At 58.2% G+C, this 17,101-nt stretch carries 19 protein-coding genes and 4 tRNA genes; 9 read left to right on the top strand and 14 right to left on the bottom strand.

Translation table 11 applies throughout. From position 1 onward, the window contains the following. Positions 1-50: 50 nt before the first annotated feature. Positions 51-560 carry a DUF1993 family protein gene (locus tag V6L79_RS12275; RefSeq protein WP_261741768.1) on the bottom strand — a complete coding sequence of 170 codons (510 nt, stop codon included), beginning with the start codon at positions 558-560 and terminating at the stop codon, positions 51-53. Between the two features lie 111 nt (positions 561-671). On the opposite strand from V6L79_RS12275, the gene V6L79_RS12270 reads away from it, so the two are divergent. Beyond that, positions 672-1,988, top strand: a complete 1,317-nt coding sequence (locus tag V6L79_RS12270; protein ID WP_338580288.1) for an MFS transporter — start codon at positions 672-674, stop codon at positions 1,986-1,988. 130 nt (positions 1,989-2,118) lie between these two features. Beyond that, positions 2,119-2,790, top strand: a complete 672-nt coding sequence (locus V6L79_RS12265) for a YceH family protein (RefSeq protein WP_261741766.1) — start codon at positions 2,119-2,121, stop codon at positions 2,788-2,790. A 37-nt stretch (positions 2,791-2,827) separates the two neighbouring features. Here V6L79_RS12265 and V6L79_RS12260 read toward each other — a convergent pair whose 3' ends face one another. Continuing rightward, on the bottom strand, positions 2,828-3,646 hold the full coding sequence (locus V6L79_RS12260; RefSeq protein ID WP_338580287.1) for a shikimate 5-dehydrogenase: 819 nt from the start codon (positions 3,644-3,646) through the stop codon (positions 2,828-2,830). 233 nt (positions 3,647-3,879) lie between these two features. On the opposite strand from V6L79_RS12260, the gene V6L79_RS12255 reads away from it, so the two are divergent. The 3 genes from V6L79_RS12255 to V6L79_RS12245 all read left to right on the top strand — a co-directional run bounded on the left by V6L79_RS12255 (position 3,880) and on the right by V6L79_RS12245 (position 4,874). Further along, on the top strand, positions 3,880-4,230 hold the full coding sequence (locus tag V6L79_RS12255) for a hypothetical protein (RefSeq protein WP_261741764.1): 351 nt from the start codon (positions 3,880-3,882) through the stop codon (positions 4,228-4,230). A gap of 159 nt (positions 4,231-4,389) precedes the next feature. Continuing rightward, the gene (locus tag V6L79_RS12250) at positions 4,390-4,584 is read left to right on the top strand and encodes a hypothetical protein (RefSeq protein WP_261741763.1); all 195 of its coding nucleotides are present in this window, start codon (positions 4,390-4,392) and stop codon (positions 4,582-4,584) included. A gap of 95 nt (positions 4,585-4,679) precedes the next feature. Then, positions 4,680-4,874 carry a hypothetical protein gene (locus tag V6L79_RS12245; protein WP_261741762.1) on the top strand — a complete coding sequence of 65 codons (195 nt, stop codon included), beginning with the start codon at positions 4,680-4,682 and terminating at the stop codon, positions 4,872-4,874. Here V6L79_RS12245 and V6L79_RS12240 read toward each other — a convergent pair. Together V6L79_RS12240 and V6L79_RS12235 are read right to left on the bottom strand one after the other, a co-directional pair. Next, positions 4,822-5,133, bottom strand: a complete 312-nt coding sequence (locus tag V6L79_RS12240) for an AzlD domain-containing protein (protein WP_261741761.1) — start codon at positions 5,131-5,133, stop codon at positions 4,822-4,824. The genes V6L79_RS12245 and V6L79_RS12240 overlap by 53 nt on opposite strands. Continuing rightward, on the bottom strand, positions 5,130-5,825 hold the full coding sequence (locus V6L79_RS12235; RefSeq protein ID WP_261741760.1) for an AzlC family ABC transporter permease: 696 nt from the start codon (positions 5,823-5,825) through the stop codon (positions 5,130-5,132). Before V6L79_RS12235 ends, V6L79_RS12240 begins: the two co-directional genes overlap by 4 nt. A 204-nt stretch (positions 5,826-6,029) precedes the next feature. Between V6L79_RS12235 and V6L79_RS12230 the strand changes: the two genes are divergently transcribed. After that, positions 6,030-6,548: a Dps family protein gene (locus V6L79_RS12230; RefSeq protein ID WP_261741759.1), complete on the top strand. Its 519-nt coding sequence runs from the start codon at positions 6,030-6,032 to the stop codon at positions 6,546-6,548. Between the two features lie 225 nt (positions 6,549-6,773). On the opposite strand, the gene V6L79_RS12225 is transcribed toward V6L79_RS12230, so the two are convergent. Beyond that, entirely contained in the window at positions 6,774-7,715 is a 942-nt protein-coding gene (locus V6L79_RS12225) for a class I SAM-dependent methyltransferase (protein WP_321836135.1), read from the bottom strand. Between the two features lie 319 nt (positions 7,716-8,034). Here V6L79_RS12225 and pbpG point away from each other — a divergent pair, with 319 nt between their 5' ends. Further along, positions 8,035-8,973 carry a D-alanyl-D-alanine endopeptidase gene (pbpG, locus tag V6L79_RS12220; protein WP_261741757.1) on the top strand — a complete coding sequence of 313 codons (939 nt, stop codon included), beginning with the start codon at positions 8,035-8,037 and terminating at the stop codon, positions 8,971-8,973. A 135-nt stretch (positions 8,974-9,108) separates the two neighbouring features. Here the strand turns inward: pbpG and V6L79_RS12215 are convergent, their stop codons facing one another. The 8 genes from V6L79_RS12215 to gltX form a co-directional block, all read right to left on the bottom strand. Continuing rightward, positions 9,109-9,561: an Hsp20 family protein gene (locus tag V6L79_RS12215; RefSeq protein WP_261741756.1), complete on the bottom strand. Its 453-nt coding sequence runs from the start codon at positions 9,559-9,561 to the stop codon at positions 9,109-9,111. A gap of 167 nt (positions 9,562-9,728) precedes the next feature. Continuing rightward, on the bottom strand, positions 9,729-10,688 hold the full coding sequence (locus tag V6L79_RS12210; RefSeq protein ID WP_338580286.1) for a tRNA-dihydrouridine synthase: 960 nt from the start codon (positions 10,686-10,688) through the stop codon (positions 9,729-9,731). 73 nt (positions 10,689-10,761) lie between these two features. Next, positions 10,762-11,196: a thioesterase family protein gene (locus tag V6L79_RS12205; RefSeq protein ID WP_261741754.1), complete on the bottom strand. Its 435-nt coding sequence runs from the start codon at positions 11,194-11,196 to the stop codon at positions 10,762-10,764. 151 nt (positions 11,197-11,347) lie between these two features. Next, a tRNA-Glu gene (locus V6L79_RS12200) sits at positions 11,348-11,423 on the bottom strand. A gap of 77 nt (positions 11,424-11,500) precedes the next feature. Then, a tRNA-Ala gene (locus tag V6L79_RS12195) sits at positions 11,501-11,576 on the bottom strand. A gap of 50 nt (positions 11,577-11,626) precedes the next feature. Further along, positions 11,627-11,702: transfer RNA gene (locus tag V6L79_RS12190), tRNA-Glu, on the bottom strand. A gap of 74 nt (positions 11,703-11,776) precedes the next feature. Then, positions 11,777-11,852 (bottom strand) — tRNA-Ala (locus V6L79_RS12185). A 285-nt stretch (positions 11,853-12,137) separates the two neighbouring features. Beyond that, a complete protein-coding gene (gene gltX, locus V6L79_RS12180) occupies positions 12,138-13,619 on the bottom strand; it encodes a glutamate--tRNA ligase (RefSeq protein WP_261741753.1) in 1,482 nt (493 codons plus the stop codon). A gap of 202 nt (positions 13,620-13,821) precedes the next feature. On the opposite strand from gltX, the gene V6L79_RS12175 reads away from it, so the two are divergent. Next, the gene (locus V6L79_RS12175) at positions 13,822-14,772 is read left to right on the top strand and encodes a 2-hydroxyacid dehydrogenase (RefSeq protein WP_261741752.1); all 951 of its coding nucleotides are present in this window, start codon (positions 13,822-13,824) and stop codon (positions 14,770-14,772) included. Positions 14,773-14,792: 20 nt separating this feature from the next. Beyond that, the gene (locus tag V6L79_RS12170) at positions 14,793-16,118 is read left to right on the top strand and encodes an Nramp family divalent metal transporter (RefSeq protein ID WP_261741751.1); all 1,326 of its coding nucleotides are present in this window, start codon (positions 14,793-14,795) and stop codon (positions 16,116-16,118) included. Here V6L79_RS12170 and V6L79_RS12165 read toward each other — a convergent pair. Then, positions 16,115-17,077 carry an alpha/beta hydrolase gene (locus V6L79_RS12165; protein WP_321836134.1) on the bottom strand — a complete coding sequence of 321 codons (963 nt, stop codon included), beginning with the start codon at positions 17,075-17,077 and terminating at the stop codon, positions 16,115-16,117. The two genes, V6L79_RS12170 and V6L79_RS12165, sit on opposite strands and share 4 nt — an antisense overlap. Between the last annotated feature and the right edge of the window lie 24 nt (positions 17,078-17,101).

Here is a 17,101-nt window from a genome sequence, read left to right as displayed (position 1 = left end):
CCAACAAAATCTGTGGGAGCCGGACTTACCCGCTCCCACAGAGGGCTTGCTTAGAAAGCGCCCATGTAGTCACGCTTGCCGACTTCAACGCCGTTGTGGCGCAGGATCGCGTAAGCAGTGGTCACGTGGAAGAAGAACTGTGGCAAGCCGTAGGTCAGCAGGTAAGCTTGGCCGGTGAAGCGTTTCTCTTTCGGCGTGCCCTGACGGGTGATGATTTCGATACCTTCCTTGCCGTCGATTTGCTCAGGCTTGATCGAATCAACAAATGCCAGCACTTTGCTGATCAGCGCTTGCAGATCGGCGAAGGTCACTTCGCTGTCGTCATACTTCGGCAATTCGATTTCAGCCAGACGGGCCGACACACCCTTGGCAAAATCAACTGCGATTTGCACCTGACGTACCAGCGGGAACATGTCCGGTGCCAGACGCGCTTGCAAAAACACGCTCGGGTCGATGTTCTTGGCGGTTGCATGAGCTTCAGCCTTGGTCAGAACACCGCTCAGGGCGTTGAGCATTTGCTTGAACACAGGGATGGAAGCAGCGTACAGAGAGATAGTCATGAAAGTCTCGACAGTCTGTGGGCGGGAATTGAATGTGCGGCGATTATAGACACGCCTGTCCTCTTGTGGCGTATGAAGATCAACCTTAAGGTCACTGCCGGAATAACACGCATGCCTTCTGCAAGTTTTGGTACACCTCCAGTCATGGCAATGGAAGACCCGGTCCAGGCGCTCTATCGCAAGATCACCTGGAAACTCATCCCCTTCCTTTGCTTCTGTTATCTGGCCGCCTATCTGGACCGGATCAACATCGGCTTCGCCAAGCTGCAAATGCTCGGCGACCTGCAGTTCAGTGAAACCGCCTTCGGCTTGGGCGCAGGGTTGTTTTTCGTCGGCTATATCATTTTCGAGGTGCCGAGCAATCTGGTCCTGGAAAAGGTCGGCGCCAAGGTCTGGATTGCCCGGATCATGATCACCTGGGGCCTGCTCTCGGCCTGCACCATGCTGGTCACCACCCCGGCCCAGTTCTACATCGTGCGCTTCTTGCTAGGCGCGGCCGAAGCCGGGTTTCTGCCGGGCGTGCTGTATTACCTGACCACCTGGTTCCCGACGCAGCGACGGGGACGCATCATCGCCCTGTTCATGATCGGCATGCCGCTTTCCAGTGTGATCGGCGGGCCGCTGTCGGGCTGGATCATGGGTGCTTTCGACAACACGGCCGGGCTCAGGGGCTGGCAATGGCTGTTTATCATCGAGGCGATCCCCAGCGTATTGCTCGGGATTCTGACGTTCTGGGCCCTACCCAATAGCCATCACAGCGCCAAATGGCTGAATACCAAAGAAAAAGAGTTGCTTGAAAACGAGCTGCGCAAAGATGACGTCGAAGGCAAAAACAGCAAGCACAGCTTTCGCGACGGTTTTTTTAACCTGAAGGTGTGGATGCTCGGCGGGATCGACTTCTCCATCCTGCTCAGCGCCTATGCGATGGCCTTCTGGATGCCCACTTTCATTCGCAATGCGGGAGTCGCCGACAACTTCCATATTGGCGTATTGACGGCTCTGCCCAGCGCCGCAGCCCTGATCGGCATGCTGATGATTGGAGCCAGCTCCGACCGTCATCGCGAGCGGCGCTGGCATATTATCGTGCCTTTTCTGGTCGGCGCGGCCGCCATGGCTGGCAGCACCTTCTTCAGCCATAACGTTGTGGCAACCGTGGCGCTGTTTGCCATTGCATCGGCCGCGATCATTGGCGCTGTACCGGTGTTTTTCAGTTTGCCGGCGACCTTTCTCAAGGGCCGTGCAGCCGCAACCGGGTTTGCCCTCGCCTGCTCGCTGGCCAATATCGCCGGACTGGTGAGCAACTCGCTGATGGGCATCGCCATCGACGTGACGGGCAGCGGCTCCGGCGCGCTGTGGTTTTTCGCCTGCTGCCTGCTACTGAGCAGCCTGCTGGTGATTGCCCTGCCTGCCAAGCTGGTCAATCGCTGACAGACAATAAGAAACAACCTGTGGGAGCAAGCAGGCTCGCTCCCACAGCGGGGGTTACATGGCTGTCGCTCTACCGCGCAAAAGACTCCACAATGGTTGCTGGCAACGGTTGCTCAAATTGGAGAAGAAAATGGAAGTCCCCGCGAGTCAGTTCCCACAAAGCACGCAGATCGAGTCTGATGCAGGGCCTCAGCTCAACAGCACCGAGATCCGCATCCTCGGCTCGTTGATCGAGAAACAGACCACCAACCCTGAAACCTATCCCTTGACGCTCAACGCACTGGTACTGGCCTGCAATCAGAAGACCAGTCGCGAACCGGTGATGAGCCTTACACAAGGGCAAGTCGGGCAAAGCCTGCGCGCACTGGAAGGCCGCGGCTTTACCCGACTGGTCATGGGCAGCCGTGCCGATCGCTGGGAACATAAAGTCGACAAGGCGCTGGAGCTGGTGCCTGCACAAGTAGTGCTGCTGGGATTGCTGTTTCTGCGCGGTCCGCAAACCCTGAACGAGCTATTGACCCGCAGCTCCCGCATGCACGACTTCGAAGACATCGAGCAAGTGCAGCACCAGCTCGAACGCTTGATTGCCCGGGACCTGGCGCTGTTATTGCCACGCCAGAGCGGCCAGCGCGAGGACCGCTATACCCATGCACTGGGCGATCCGGCAGATATCGAAGTGATTATGGCCGCGCGCCAGCAACCCGCAGAACGCAGCAGTGGTTCAGGGGTCTCGCTGGAGCGTTTTGAAGCTCTTGAGGCGCGCATTGCCGCTCTGGAAGCGCGTCTGGCAGAGCTGGAGTAAAGCCTATATCGGGCGAGGCAACTCGCCCGACACTCAATCAACTACGGGCAAATGCCACCGCAGCCTGGAACTGCTCCGTTGTAGGCCGGACACCGGTGTACAGCACGAACTGCTCGAGCGCCTGAATCGCAATAACCTCAAGCCCCGTGATCACCTGTTTGCCCTGGGCACGACCACGAATGATCAATGGCGTTTCAACCGGGATCGCCACCACATCGAAGACGATATCGGCACGATCAATGGCATCCGCTTCAAAGGCCAGATCATCCGCCTCAGCGCCGCCCGCCATGCCCACCGGCGTCACGTTGATCAGCATCTGTGGCCGCTGTGCAGCCAGCTCCGGCTGCCACTCATAACCGCAGCTTGCCGCCAGTGCGGCCCCTGTCGCCTCGTTACGCGCCACGATCAGCCCATTGCGATAGCCGCCATCACGCAACGCCGAAGCCACCGCCTTGGCCATGCCGCCGCTGCCACGCAGTGCAAAGGTGGTGTCCTGGGCGACTTTATGGCTGGCCAGCAGTTGCGCAATAGCGATGTAGTCCGTGTTGTAGGCCTTGAGGTGGCCGTTCGTGTTGACTATGGTGTTGATCGAAGCAATGGCTTGGGCCGACGCATCCAGCTCATCCACCAGCGCAATACACGCTTCCTTGAAAGGCATCGATACCCCGCAACCACGAATCCCCAGGGCCCGGATACCCGTTACGGCGCCCGTAAGGTCCTTGCTGCTGAAAGCCTTGTAGTAAAAGTTCAGGCCTAGCTGTTCGTATAGATGATTATGAAAACGCAGTCCGAAGTTACCCGGCCGACCCGACAGCGATATGCACAGCTGGGTGTCTTTATTCGGATTCATTTGCATGATCATCTCCTTGCTGAATGCTTTTAGATGGACGGCACACGCCGTACCGAGAAATTTGTTGGATCATACTGCGGTCGCTTGCGCTGAAACGTCTCAGCGCCTGCCAGACCTTACACAAAATTTACCAAAACGCTTCGCAGTTTTTTAAAAAAGCACTGTCTTAAGGTTATCCCCGCGATTATCTGTGGTCTGGTGCAGACCGAAACGTCGGGGCTGGAATTCGAGGAATCGTCATGATGCGTACCATCCCCAAAGTGGCTTTGCTTATCGGCGCACTGGCTGTAGCGGGTCAGGCATCCGCCCATGGCGGCTGGGGTGCCGGCCCTGTCCTTTTTGGCGCGGTAGTCGGCGCTGCGGTTGTGGGTTCAGTCATAGCAGGCCAGGAACCGCGTCCGGTTTACGTTCAACAACCGGTCTATGCCCAACCGCAACCGGTCTACGTACAGGCACCGCCGGTGTATTACCAACCGCAACCGGTGTATGTACAGCCACCTCAGCCCGTCTACTATCAGGGTTACTACGGCCGGCCACACCCGGTGTACTACGGCCCTCCACGTGGTTATTACGGCCCGCCACGCTGGTGATACCGGTGCGCGCAAACCGGCAGGCTTTTTCAGCTGCCGACGGGTCCTAATAGACAATGTGAATGTCGCGGATGAGACACCGTACTGGCCCCAAGTACGGCATTATGGAGCGTAATCTGCTCGATCATCGGCACAATCATAAAAACAAGGACGACCTTTATGCCTACACAAAACCCGCATCATATCGTCGGGCTATGCACCTCCAGCAAGGTTTACAACACCCTGACCGAGCTCAAGCAGCTCGAAGGCCATCGCACCGCCAAGCTGGTTTCTCTATTGACCCAGCACCTTGTCCGCGAAGGGTTGTTGAGCGATCAGGAAGTCATGCACATGCTCGATCTGGTGGTTGACTGATACCTCACCGCCATCAATGACGACTATCACGCGCAATGATTTCTTGCGTAGCGGCCCGGGCCGTAAGGTAGCGACATTGTTTGAAGGAGGTTTTTATGCCCACGATTCATGTCATGTCAGTCATCGGCAGTGCCGTACCGGCCCCACTTCGCGCCGACGGCCTGTTGGCGTGCTGGTATGTGGTCAGTGACGGCGTTGCCGTCAGCGGCCCCTTTACCTCACGCGCTGCGGCACAACTCAAAGCCACCAGCGAAACAGATAAAACAACGCGACACTCAACGCGACACTGAGCAATACGTTGCGTCGCCAAAGCATCAGACCTATGGCGCACAACCCGGCCAACAGGTATGGGTTGCTCAGGCTCAAGTCGAGCCCGTGATCCTTGACGAAGATGATCGGCCCGCAGATCGCCGTCAGCATTCCCGGCACTGCAAAGCCCAGGAACTCCTTGACCCCGCGATTCAAGCGAATCGGCAACCGCGGCTCCAGAAACAGGTAGCGGTTGAAAAACAGAATCAGCGTCATCCCGCCAATAATCGTCCAGATCATGCCCAGTACCCTCCCAGACGCTTGCACAGATAGCCTGCAACCATGCCCGCCAACCCTGCCAGCACAATGGCCGACTCCCACTGCCAGTAACTGAACAGCACAACGGTCAACAACGAGACCGCCACGCAGACAATCGTCGGGACAGTGCGCACGATGGGCGTGATTAACGCGATAAAGGTCGCGGCAATCGAGAATTCCAGCCCCAGTTGATCCAGCCCCGGAATGCTCTTGCCCAGCACCACGCCCAGAAGGGTGAAAATATTCCAGCCCACGTACATGCACAGCCCTACACCCAGCGCATACCAGCGATTGAATGTCTTCTGGTCAAACGGGCTGACCAGGGCAAAGAACTCATCGGTCAGCAAAAAGCCCAGCCCGAATCGCCATTTGGGTTGCAACGGCGATACCAGCGGTCGCAGATGCATCGCATAGAGCAAGTGCTGCGAGGTCAGCAGCAAGGTCGTTACCAGAATCGAGATCGCACTGGCGCCACCCTTGATCATTCCGATCGCGACCAGTTGCGCCGCACCGGCAAACACAAACAGCGACAGCCCCTGACTTTGTGCAGGCGTTAACTGCGCATCAATCGCCGTGGAGCCGGCCAACAACCCCCAGGGCGCGCACGCCAGCGTCAACGGAAGGCAGGCTATGGTGCCGCGAAAAAACGCGGTTCGAGCAAGGGAATCACGCATCAGAAACAATCCGGCAGTAAGCAGCGGCAAAGGGTCGCAACTTGCGTGAATAAAGTCTTGAACGATCTTGCTCTGCGCCCCTCAAAACTTTACGCGGCCTGCTTGAAAAGGCCCGGCGCGTTTGACGAGAGGCTGATCCTGGTCTTTAGTCAGGCGCATTCAAGTTGCGTTGTTGCCCATCCACCGCTGCCACGAGGAACCACCATGTCAGACCTGAAATCCGCCAAGGAAAGCAGAAAGGCCGATCTGCGGACACCTACGGCACTAAGCGAAAAAGCCTGTATCAACATTGCGGCAGAAGTAAATGCACTGCTGGCTGACACTTTCGCCATTTACATGAAAACCAAGAACTTCCACTGGCATATGTCCGGCCCGCATTTCCGTGACTTCCATCTGCTGCTGGACGAGCAAGCCGATCAAATTTACGCCACCACCGACGCTATTGCCGAACGCGTGCGCAAACTGGGGCGTACCACCCTTCGCTCCATCGGCCATATCAAGAAACTGCAGCGCCTGCTGGATAACGATGCCGACTTCGTAACCCCCGAAGACATGCTGGCAGAGCTGCGCGAAGACAATATCCAGCTGGCCGCCTACATGCGTGAGACCCACGACATGTGCTCCGAACTCGGAGACGTGGCCACCACCAGCCTGCTGGAAAATTGGATCGACGAAGCAGAACGCCGCGTGTGGTTCCTGTTTGAGTCGTCGCGCACCAAGTAACCCAAAATTCTGTAGCCGCTGAGGAGAGCTGCGAGGCTAAGACCGGTTTGCCAGGGCTCCGCCCTCGATCGCAGCCTCCGGCAGCGGCTACAGTGCGATTCCTGTTTGAGTCGATGAATTTTGTTTCATCTTCCATAAGCGCGGCGAAGGGTATATTCGCCGCGCTCATTGCTCATTCAATGAACCCTTGGCCCGCACCCTCCCCCGCGGGCTTTTTTTTGCCCGTCAAACGCCCTGCTTGAACACCAGCGCCTTGAGGCCACACTCGACGTCGGCATCCGGGAACTCCGGCGGGTTGTCCAGACGCTGAACAAAGTGCAGGCTCGGCGCATCCTGGGTCACGCCATCAATCAAAAAGTCCGAACCCAGTGCAGGATCGTTCATACAGGCCAGCACCGTGCCGTTTTCGCTGAGCAACTCCGGTAAACGCCGCACCACGCGCTGGTAATCCTTGGTCAACAGAAAGCTGCCCTTCTGGAACGACGGCGGGTCGATGATCACCAGATCGTAAGGGCCGGTGCTTTTTACCTTGCCCCAGGATTTGAACAGGTCATGACCCAGAAACGTCACCTTGCTCATGTCATGCCCGTTCAAGCGATGGTTGTCACGCCCACGGCTCAACGCCGCACGGGACATATCGAGGTTGACCACATGCTGTGCCCCGCCCTCTATCGCTGCCACTGAAAAACCACAGGTGTAGGCGAACAGATTCAATACCCGCTTGCCCTCGGCGTTGGCCCGTACCCAGTCACGACCATAGCGCATGTCCAGAAACAGGCCGTTGTTCTGCTTGCGGCCCAGATCCACTCGATAACTCAATCCGCCTTCAGTCAGCGTGCACTCATCAATCGCCTCGCCCACCAGCCATTCGGTGTCGCTCTGCAGCGTGTAGCGATGTTGCAGCACCAGCGTATGCGCGCCGCTGGCTTGCCACTCCGGCGATTGGGCGATGCTCAGCAGCAATTGCTTCAAGGCATCCAGAGGTTCAGCCTCCGGCTCCTTGAACAGCGAGACCAGTACCACGCCTTGTAGCCAGTCCACCGTCAACTGCTCAAGCCCCGGCCAGCACCGTCCGCGCCCGTGGAACAAACGCCGGGTTTCGCTGGGCGCAGTCTGCAGAGCAGTCAATAAGTGCAGGTGCAAGGTGGTTAACGCTTCAGGAGTCATCGGGCCGGCCGGTCAATTTCAGGGGCCGGCATTTTACACAATTGCGCCGCCTGCAAGCATGTGAAGGCAAGCCCTCAGCGGCCGCAGGTCAGCCCGCAATCTTTAAGTCCTGTTCAGCTTGCGCACAGCATCCAACTGCTAATTTCGGCGCCGGGCGCTGCATGAACAGCAAAGCACCGGTAAAAAACCTGTTTATTGCGCAAACCCCAGCAAAATCAGGCATTTCTGCCGCTATTGATCCATACTCACAAAATGTAACGTCATGTGTGTAACGGCCGTTACAACCCGGTATTTCCCAACCCTTTTTGAGTCATTCTGCGTGAAAATTCATCTTTCTATTTTAAGCCTGTGTTTCGTTCTGGCAGGCACCAGTGCTTCTTCAATCGCCGCAGCGGCTGAAAGCACTTCGGCCCCAAGGGATACCTCGCAACTGCATATCGCCTCAGGCAGTGCGATGCTGATCGATCTGCAAACCAACAAGGTCATTTTTGCCAGCAACCCCGACGCCATCGTTCCTATCGCCTCAGTGACCAAACTGATGACCGCCATGGTGGTACTGGACGCCAAGCAGTCGATGGATGAGTACATTTCGGTCAACATCAGCGACACCCCGGAAATGAAAGGCGTGTTCTCCCGGGTCAAACTGGGCAGTGAGCTGTCGCGTCACGAAATGATGCTGATCACCTTGATGTCATCGGAAAACCGCGCCGCAGCAAGCCTGGCCCATCACTATCCGGGCGGTTATGTGGCATTTATCGCAGCGATGAATGCCAAGGCCAAGAGCCTGGGCATGATGAGTACCCATTACGTAGAGCCGACCGGTTTGTCGATTCACAACGTGTCTACCGCACGTGACCTGAGCAAGTTGCTGGCCGCCGCTCGGCATTACCCGATGCTCAGCCAGTTGAGCACCACCAAGGAAAAAACCGTGGCATTTCGCAAACCCAACTACACCCTGGGTTTCCATAACACCGACCATCTGGTGAACAAGGACAAGTGGAATATCAAGATCACCAAAACCGGCTTTACCAATCAGGCTGGTCATTGTTTGGTACTGGTGACTGAAATGGGCGGTCGCCCGGTTTCGCTGGTTATTCTGGATGCCTTTGGCAAATACACCCACTTCGCCGACGCAGGGCGGATCCGTAACTGGCTGGAAACCGGCAAAAGCGGCAGCGTGCCCGATGTAGCCTTGCGCTACAAAGCTGACAAGAATCTGCAAAAACACCAACTGACAGCAGGTCAGCCTGCCAAGTGACGGATTGCGGATAAAATGCAGGCACTTGCCCCGGGGAGAGATCGGGGACAAATGCCTGCGTACTGCCCGCCACGAACACCCGGATAGCAAGAACCCCGCCACAAAGACGGGGTTCTTGGCTAGCGCGTGCTCAGATTAGTGTTGCAGAGCAGGCTGCGAATCCCCATTAATCGGGATGCGTTTGGCTTTTGCCTCTTCCGGCACCACCCGTTGCAAGTCAATGCTCAACAAGCCATTACTCAGGTTGGCGCCTTTGATCTCGATATGATCGTCGAGACGGAAGGACAATTTAAAGGCCCGCTGTGCAATGCCCTGATGCAAGAAGGTCACACCTTCATCGCTCATGCTTTCACGTTTGCTGCCGCTCACGGTCAGCACGCCCTTCTCTACTTGCAGGTCCAGATCATCTTGCTGGAAGCCTGCCGCTGCAACCACGATGCGATAGCTGTCTTCACCACGTTTTTCAACGTTGTAAGGTGGGTAGCCGCCGCTCGAGTCGTTGCGCAAAGCGGTTTCAAACAAATCACTAAAACGGTCAAAGCCGACAGAATTACGGAACAGCGGCGCCATGGAAAATGCGTTGCTCATAATTATATCCTCCTGATTTCAGCGAGATATTGTTACGCGACCCGGTTTCGGCATCGCGTACCCGAGTGTCCTGTCTCACAAAAAGGATCAGTACTTGCGAGACAGGACACTAGATAAGGACCGTAAAAACCATTTCAAGAGCTTTTTTTAATTTTTTTTCAGCTGTTTCAGGCAGCGTCTGCTGGCGGGTTATTGACCATATGCCTAACCTTTTCACAGTCGGTTTCCCGGCGCATGGCATTGAACAGTACGACGGCTTCAGGGTAGTTGCGGGTCAGCATCGCCAGCCACTGCTTGAGTCGTCCCGGAGCTGAACGCGGCGTCAGCTGAGCCTCGGCCTGGGTCCAGAAGTCGCGGATCATGGGCTGTAAATCGGCCCAGGTCATTTCAACCACTTCCTCACCGGCACGGGCTGCGGCGATTTGCCGGGCCAGATCGGGGCGCGACACCAGACCGCGACCGAGCATGATGTCTTCAGCACCACTGATTTCGCGGCAACGGCGCCAGTCTTCAACCGACCAGATATCGCCATTGGCAAACACCGGCACCTTGACCGCTTCCTGCACCTGGGCGATGTATTCCCAATGCGCAGGCGGCTTGTAGCCATCCATCTTGGTCCGCGCATGCACCACAATCTGACTGGCGCCGCCTTCGGCCAAGGCAATCGCGCACTCATTGGCGCTGTCTGGCGTATCAAAGCCCAGACGCATCTTGGCGGTGACCGGGATATGCGCTGGCACGGTGCGGCGCACTTGCAGCAGGATCGCGTGCAGCAACTCGGGCTCCTTGAGCAGCACCGCTCCGCCACGGGACTTGTTCACGGTTTTGGCCGGGCAGCCAAAGTTGAGGTCAATCACCCCGGAACCCAACTCACAGGCCAGCGCCGCATTATCGGCCAGACAGGCAGGATCAGAACCCAGCAACTGCACACGCAGGGGCACGCCAGAGCGGGTTTTTGCTCCGTGCTGCAGTTCAGGGGCGAATTTATGGAAGTAGGCTTCAGGTAACAGCCGTTCGGTGACCCGAATAAATTCGGTCACACACCAATCAATACCGCCGGTGCGGGTCAGGACATCACGCAGGATGTTGTCGACCAACCCCTCCATCGGCGCCAAAGCAATTTGCATGGGTGACTCTCATCAAAAACGTGGGGCAGTTTACGTGGTTCTGCGGGCAATCGGTATGAGCAGGCGCTGCCTGTCAGGCTGTCACGACAGCCGGACCATAACCTTCAAGAAACTCGGGCGGCAGGCGCTTGGGCTTGCCGGTGGACAGCTCGATGCAGACAAAGGTGGTTTGCGCACGCAACAGGGTCACACCATCGCTGGGGCGGACCAGTTGAAAATGACGGGTCATGCGCAGGCGCTGGTCGCAATCGACAATCCAGGTCGCCAGTTGCAGCTCGTCGTCTTCATAGGCGCTGGCAAGGTAATCGATTTCATGCCGGGATACCGCCATGGCGCGATCAAGACGACGGTACTCGGTGAGGTCCAGCCCCAGGCGCTGCGAATGGCGCCAGGCACAGCGTTCCAGCCAGACCACATAGGCCGCGTTATTGGCATGGCCAAACCCGTCGATGTCTTCAGCCTGCACGTGCAGGTCAATGATAAACGGCGCTGCCAAATCCCAACTCATGCCTTGTCTCCCGGTACACAAATAAGGAGAGCAGTGTAACGCAGAGGGTGCTGCTGCAAGCTTGCAGGCGAGGAATATAAAAACTGCAGACAAACAAAAGGGTCATTCAATAATCGAATGACCCTTATAAATCCCGCAAAGCGGGTAATCGTGGCGTCCCCTAGGGGACTCGAACCCCTGTTACCGCCGTGAAAGGGCGGTGTCCTAGGCCACTAGACGAAGGGGACACAAACCCTTCTAACAGTGATCAGCACTGAGTGCTGATCGATTCAATGCCGGTGTGGCCAAGCATTGAACTGTAAATTGGTGGAGCTAAACGGGATCGAACCGTTGACCTCTTGCATGCCATGCAAGCGCTCTCCCAGCTGAGCTATAGCCCCGATTTATCGCCTGGCGGCGGAGCATCACCGAAGTGCTGCTTCTGTAAAACTGGCGTCCCCTAGGGGACTCGAACCCCTGTTACCGCCGTGAAAGGGCGGTGTCCTAGGCCACTAGACGAAGGGGACACAAACCTTCTAACTGATCAGCACTGAGTGTTGATCGATTCAATGCCGGTGTGGCCAGGCATTGAACTGTAAATTGGTGGAGCTAAACGGGATCGAACCGTTGACCTCTTGCATGCCATGCAAGCGCTCTCCCAGCTGAGCTATAGCCCCAAACAGACACTGCAGCGTGTTTCTTGCTGCTTGTTTCGTGTTGCTGTGTGGACGGGGCGCATATTAAGACTGGATGGGTAGGCTGTCAAACTTATTTTCAAAGTTTTTTAAAAAAATTTGCCGTGAGAACAACCACTTACCCTCCCCGCCCTGTAAATACTGGGCCAAACCCACGAAATCTGTAGCCGCTGCCGAAGGCTGCGATAAGGGCCGAAGGACCTTCCCCCCCTCAGGACTGCTGCGCAGTCCATCGCAGCCTGCGGCAGCGGCTACAAATAAAAGCAGTTAACCAATCGCGTTAAACAGCTTTTCCCACTCTTTATTTTCTTTCTTCGACACGCCGCCCAGCAGGTCCAGCGCCTGACGCAGACGGAAGCGGGTCAGGTCCGGCCCCAGAATCTCCATCGCGTCCAGCACCGACACCGAGCTGGCTTGCCCTGTGATCGAGGCGAACATCAGCGGCATGGCATCACGCAGCTTCAGCTCCAGGGACTCAACCACGGTCTGGATGCAACCCGTGATCGCGTCTTTTTCCCACTGACGCAGGCTCTCGAGCTTCCACAGGATCAGTTGCATCAACTGACGCACTTGCTCATTGGACAGCTTCTTGTGCTCAAACAGCTTGGCATCCAGCTGCAAGCCGCCGGAGAAGAAGAACCCGGCCAATGGCGCGATTTGGCTGAAGGTTTCAACCCGGCCCTGCACCAGCGGCGCGATCTTCATCATGTACTCAGGGTTCAGCGCCCATTGCTGCACGCGGCTGGCGAACTCTTCCAGCGGCAGATCGCGCAACCATTGGCCGTTAAGCCAGGACAGTTTCTCAACGTCAAAGATCGGCCCGCCCAGCGAGACGCGGGACAGGTCAAAGTTGTCGACCATTTCCTGCAGCGAGAACTTCTCGCGCTCGTCCGGCATCGACCAGCCCATACGGCCCAGGTAGTTGAGCATCGCTTCAGGCATAAAGCCCATGCGCTCGTAGAACGTCACCGAAGTCGGGTTCTTGCGCTTGGACAGTTTGCTCTTGTCCGGGTTACGCAACAGCGGCATGTAGCACAGCTGCGGTTGTTCCCAGCCAAAGTATTCGTACAGCAGGATCAGCTTGGGTGCCGATGGCAGCCATTCTTCGCCACGCAGTACGTGGGTGATGCCCATCAGGTGATCGTCGACCACGTTGGCCAGGAAGTACGTCGGCAGACCGTCGGTCTTCATCAGCACTTGCATGTCCATACGATCCCACGGGATCTCGACATCACCGCGCAGCAGGTCCGGCACCACGCATACGCCTTCGGTCGGCACTTTCATGCGGATCACATGCGGCTCGCCAGCGGCCAAGCGCTGCGCGACTTCTTCCTTGGACAACAGCAGCGCTCGACCGTCGTAGCGCGGGGTCTCGCCCTTGGCCATTTGCTCGGCGCGCATCTGGTCCAATTCTTCGCTGGTGCAGAAGCACGGGAAGGCATGGCCCATTTCGACCAGTTGCTGGGTGTACTTCTTGTAGATCTCGCTACGCTCGCTTTGACGGTACGGGCCGTGCGGGCCGCCAACGTCCGGGCCTTCGCTCCAGGTGATACCCAACCAGCGCAGGGCGTCGTAGATCTGCTGCTCGGACTCGCGGGTCGAGCGCAACTGGTCGGTATCTTCGATCCGCAGGATGAATTCGCCGCCATGCTGCTTGGCAAAGCAGTAGTTGAACAAAGCGATGTAAGCGGTGCCGACGTGGGGGTCGCCGGTAGGCGATGGCGCGATGCGCGTGCGAACGGTGGTCATGGGCGGTCTCGAAATGGAGATAAAACAAAGGGCGAATGGTAACAGGCCGACCCTGCTTGGCTCCAGCGTAGGACTCGGCCCAGCCGCCACACGGCTGAAAAAACCTGAAATAGAGCGTTTGTATCGAATTGATACAGGGAAAAGCACCCGGCAGTGGTGCTAATCTCGGACCATTCCCGACATTCTCTGGCTGGAGACACCTATGTCCCACGTTGTACTGGTGCTGGTTGAAACCGTTAACGATTACCTGCCACTGCTCGAACATGAGGGTTTCGAGCTGATCCTTGCACCGACCATGGCCAGCCGCGCGGCGGCAATTGCCGAACATGGCGCACGTATCGATGCCGTTTTAACCCGCGGCCCCTTGGGCCTGTTCGCCGAAGAAATGGCCGCCCTGCCCTTGCTCAAGATCATCTGCGTGATCGGTGCAGGCTATGAGCAAGTGGACTTGCAAGCCGCCAGCAATCGAGGGATTACCGTTACCAACGGCGCCGGAGCCAATGCCTCGTCCGTGGCCGACCATGCGATGGCGCTGCTGCTGTCACTGGTACGCGGCATTCCCCAGGCCGATGCCGGTATCCGCCGGGGTGAATGGAACAAACTGCGCCAGCCCTCTGTGGCCGCAAAACGCCTGGGTATCATCGGGCTGGGCGCCGTCGGGCTGGCCATTGCCAAGCGTGCAGCGAACGGTTTTGACATGAGCATCAGCTATCACAACCGCCAGCCGCGACCTGACACCCCCTATACCTACTGCGCCAGCGTGGCCGAACTGGCCGCTGCCGTGGACTTCCTGATCGTGGCCACACCGGGCGGCAGCGACACCCGGCATCTGGTCGATGCCCCGGTGCTCGATGCCCTGGGGCCGCATGGCTACCTGATCAATATTGCGCGCGGCAGCGTGATTGACACCGACGCGCTGATTGCTGCACTGGCCAGCGCCCGAATCGCCGGCGCCGGGCTCGACGTCTTCGATCACGAACCCCAGGTTCCCGATGCCCTCAAAACCCTCGGCAACGTGGTCATGACCCCGCACATGGGCGGTCAATCGCCAGAAGCCGCACAAGGCACCGTGCAATTGGTCGTCAACAACCTGCTGGCGTATTTCTCCGGGCAACCGGTCCTCACACCTGTGCGGTTGCCCACGCCTGTCTGACTGTCCTGTGGAGCCCGAGCTTGAAATTCAGCCTGCCTAAAACCGCCACCGCGCCCTTCTGCCCTTCCGAAGTCAGCGGTAGCGTTGCCGTCGATGCCAGCGCGCCGTTGTTTAAACGCGTACTGCGCTTTGCCGGGCCCGGCTTGCTGATCAGCATCGGCTACATGGACCCCGGCAACTGGGCCACCGCCATCGAAGCCGGTTCGCGATACGGCTACAACCTGTTGTTTGTGGTACTGCTCGCCAGCCTCGCCGGGATGGCCGTGCAGTGCCTGTGTTCGCGACTCGGGATCGCCACTGGCCGCGATCTGGCGCAACTGTGCCGCGAACGCTACAGCAAGCGCTCGGCACGAGTGCAATGGCTATTGGCGGAAATATCGATCATCGCCACCGACCTCGCCGAAGTGCTCGGCTGCGCGCTGGCCTTCCACCTGCTACTGGGTTGTTCGATGACCGTCGGCATCGCCCTCACTGCCTTCGACACGCTGCTGGTGCTTGCCTTGCAAGGCAAGGGTTTCCGCCGCCTGGAAGCCATCATGCTGGCGCTGGTGTTGACTATCGTCGGCTGCTTTTTTGTCGAACTGGTGCTGATCAAGCCTTACTGGCCGGACGTGTTCCAAGGTTTCAAACCGTCACTGTCAGCCATCAGTGACGCAGCGCCGTTGTACATTGCCATCGGCATCATTGGCGCCACCGTCATGCCGCACAATCTGTACCTGCACAGCTCCATTGTACAAACACGCCTGACCGGCACCGACTACGCCAGCAAACTGGACGCGGTGCGCCTGTCACGCATCGACACCATCGGCTCGCTGGCCCTGGCGTTGCTGGTCAACGCGGCGATCCTGATCCTCGCGGCTGCCGCCTTTCACCAGACCGGTCACAGCGATGTGGTCGAAATCCAGGACGCCTACCGCATGCTCGACCCGCTGGTGGGCGGCGCCATGGCCAGTGTCCTGTTCGGCGTGGCGCTGCTGGCCTCCGGGCAAAGCTCGACCTTCACCGGCACCATCGCCGGACAGGTGATAATGGAAGGCTACCTGGACCTGCACATCCCCTGCTGGCAACGCCGCCTGATCACCCGCGGACTGGCGCTGATCCCGGCGTTTCTCGGGGTCTGGCTGATGGGCGACGGCGCAGTGGGCAAGTTGCTGATCCTCAGCCAAGTCGTGCTCAGCCTGCAATTGCCGTTTGCGCTGTACCCGCTGATCCGCATGACCAGCGACCAGAAACTCATGGGCCCCTTCGCCAACCGCCTACCAACCCGGTTGTTGGCCTGGTTTCTGTTTGCGCTGATCAGCTGCGCCAACGTCTGGCTGATTGCGCAGCTCGGGTTCGGGGACTAACACCCGAGCTGCCCATCCAGCCAGCTCGCCACCCGTCCATGAATCACCGGCACCTCCTCCAGCAACCCGCTCATGCGCATAAAGTCGTGGGTCATGCCGGGCTCTTCGCACAGCAGCACTTGATTGCCCGCCCGCTTGAGTTTTTCGGCATAGGCCAACCCTTCGTCGTGCAGCGGATCGTAACCGGCCAGGTACACCAGCGCCGGGGCCAGGCCACTGACATCCGGTGCCAGCAAGGGCGAAATACGCCAATCCTGCACGTCAGCCGGAGTGCGACTGTAGAGCCGGTAAAACCAGTCCATGCACGCGGTTTCGAGCAGGTAGCCCTCGGCATACCGCACATGGGAATCACGCTTGCAGCTGCCATCCGTCACCGGGTAAAGCAGCACCTGCGCACGCGGCACGATGGCGACTTCCTGCGGTTCGCGCACCGCCAGAATCGCGAGTACCGTACTCAACGTGCCCCCTGCGCTGTCTCCGGCAAACGCCACTCGCGTGGCATCCAGCCCGTGCCTGGCACCGTCGCGCAGCAGCCAGTTCACCGCATCGCAGGCGTCGTGCAGTGCCGTGGGGAATACCCATTCCGGCGCCAGCCGGTAATCCACCGCCAGCACTGCAAAGTGCCCCGCTGCCGCCAAACGTCGGCACAGCGCGTCATGACTGTCGAGACTGCCGATCACATAGCCGCCACCGTGAAAATAAATCACCACCGGCAGCCGCGAACCATCCAGCTGCGCACCACGATACAACCGCGCAGGCAGACTGAAACCATCCCGCGCCGGGATGCGCAGGTCGTAGCTGTCGACCTCGGGCACTGGCACATCAAATACCCCCGAGCTGAGCTCAAATTCACTGCGGGCCTGGGCCGGGGTCAGCGTGTGCATGGGCTGGCTCTTGCCGGTCATGCGGCTGAATTCAGCCAGTTCCAAAAACGCTTCCAGTTCGGGTAATACAGGCATTTCGGTTTCCTTCTTGCTCAACAA

The sequence above is a fragment of the Pseudomonas sp. ML2-2023-6 genome, from assembly GCF_037055265.1.
GTDB lineage: Bacteria > Pseudomonadota > Gammaproteobacteria > Pseudomonadales > Pseudomonadaceae > Aquipseudomonas > Aquipseudomonas kulmbachensis.
This window is presented reverse-complemented; position numbering and strand designations above follow the sequence as displayed.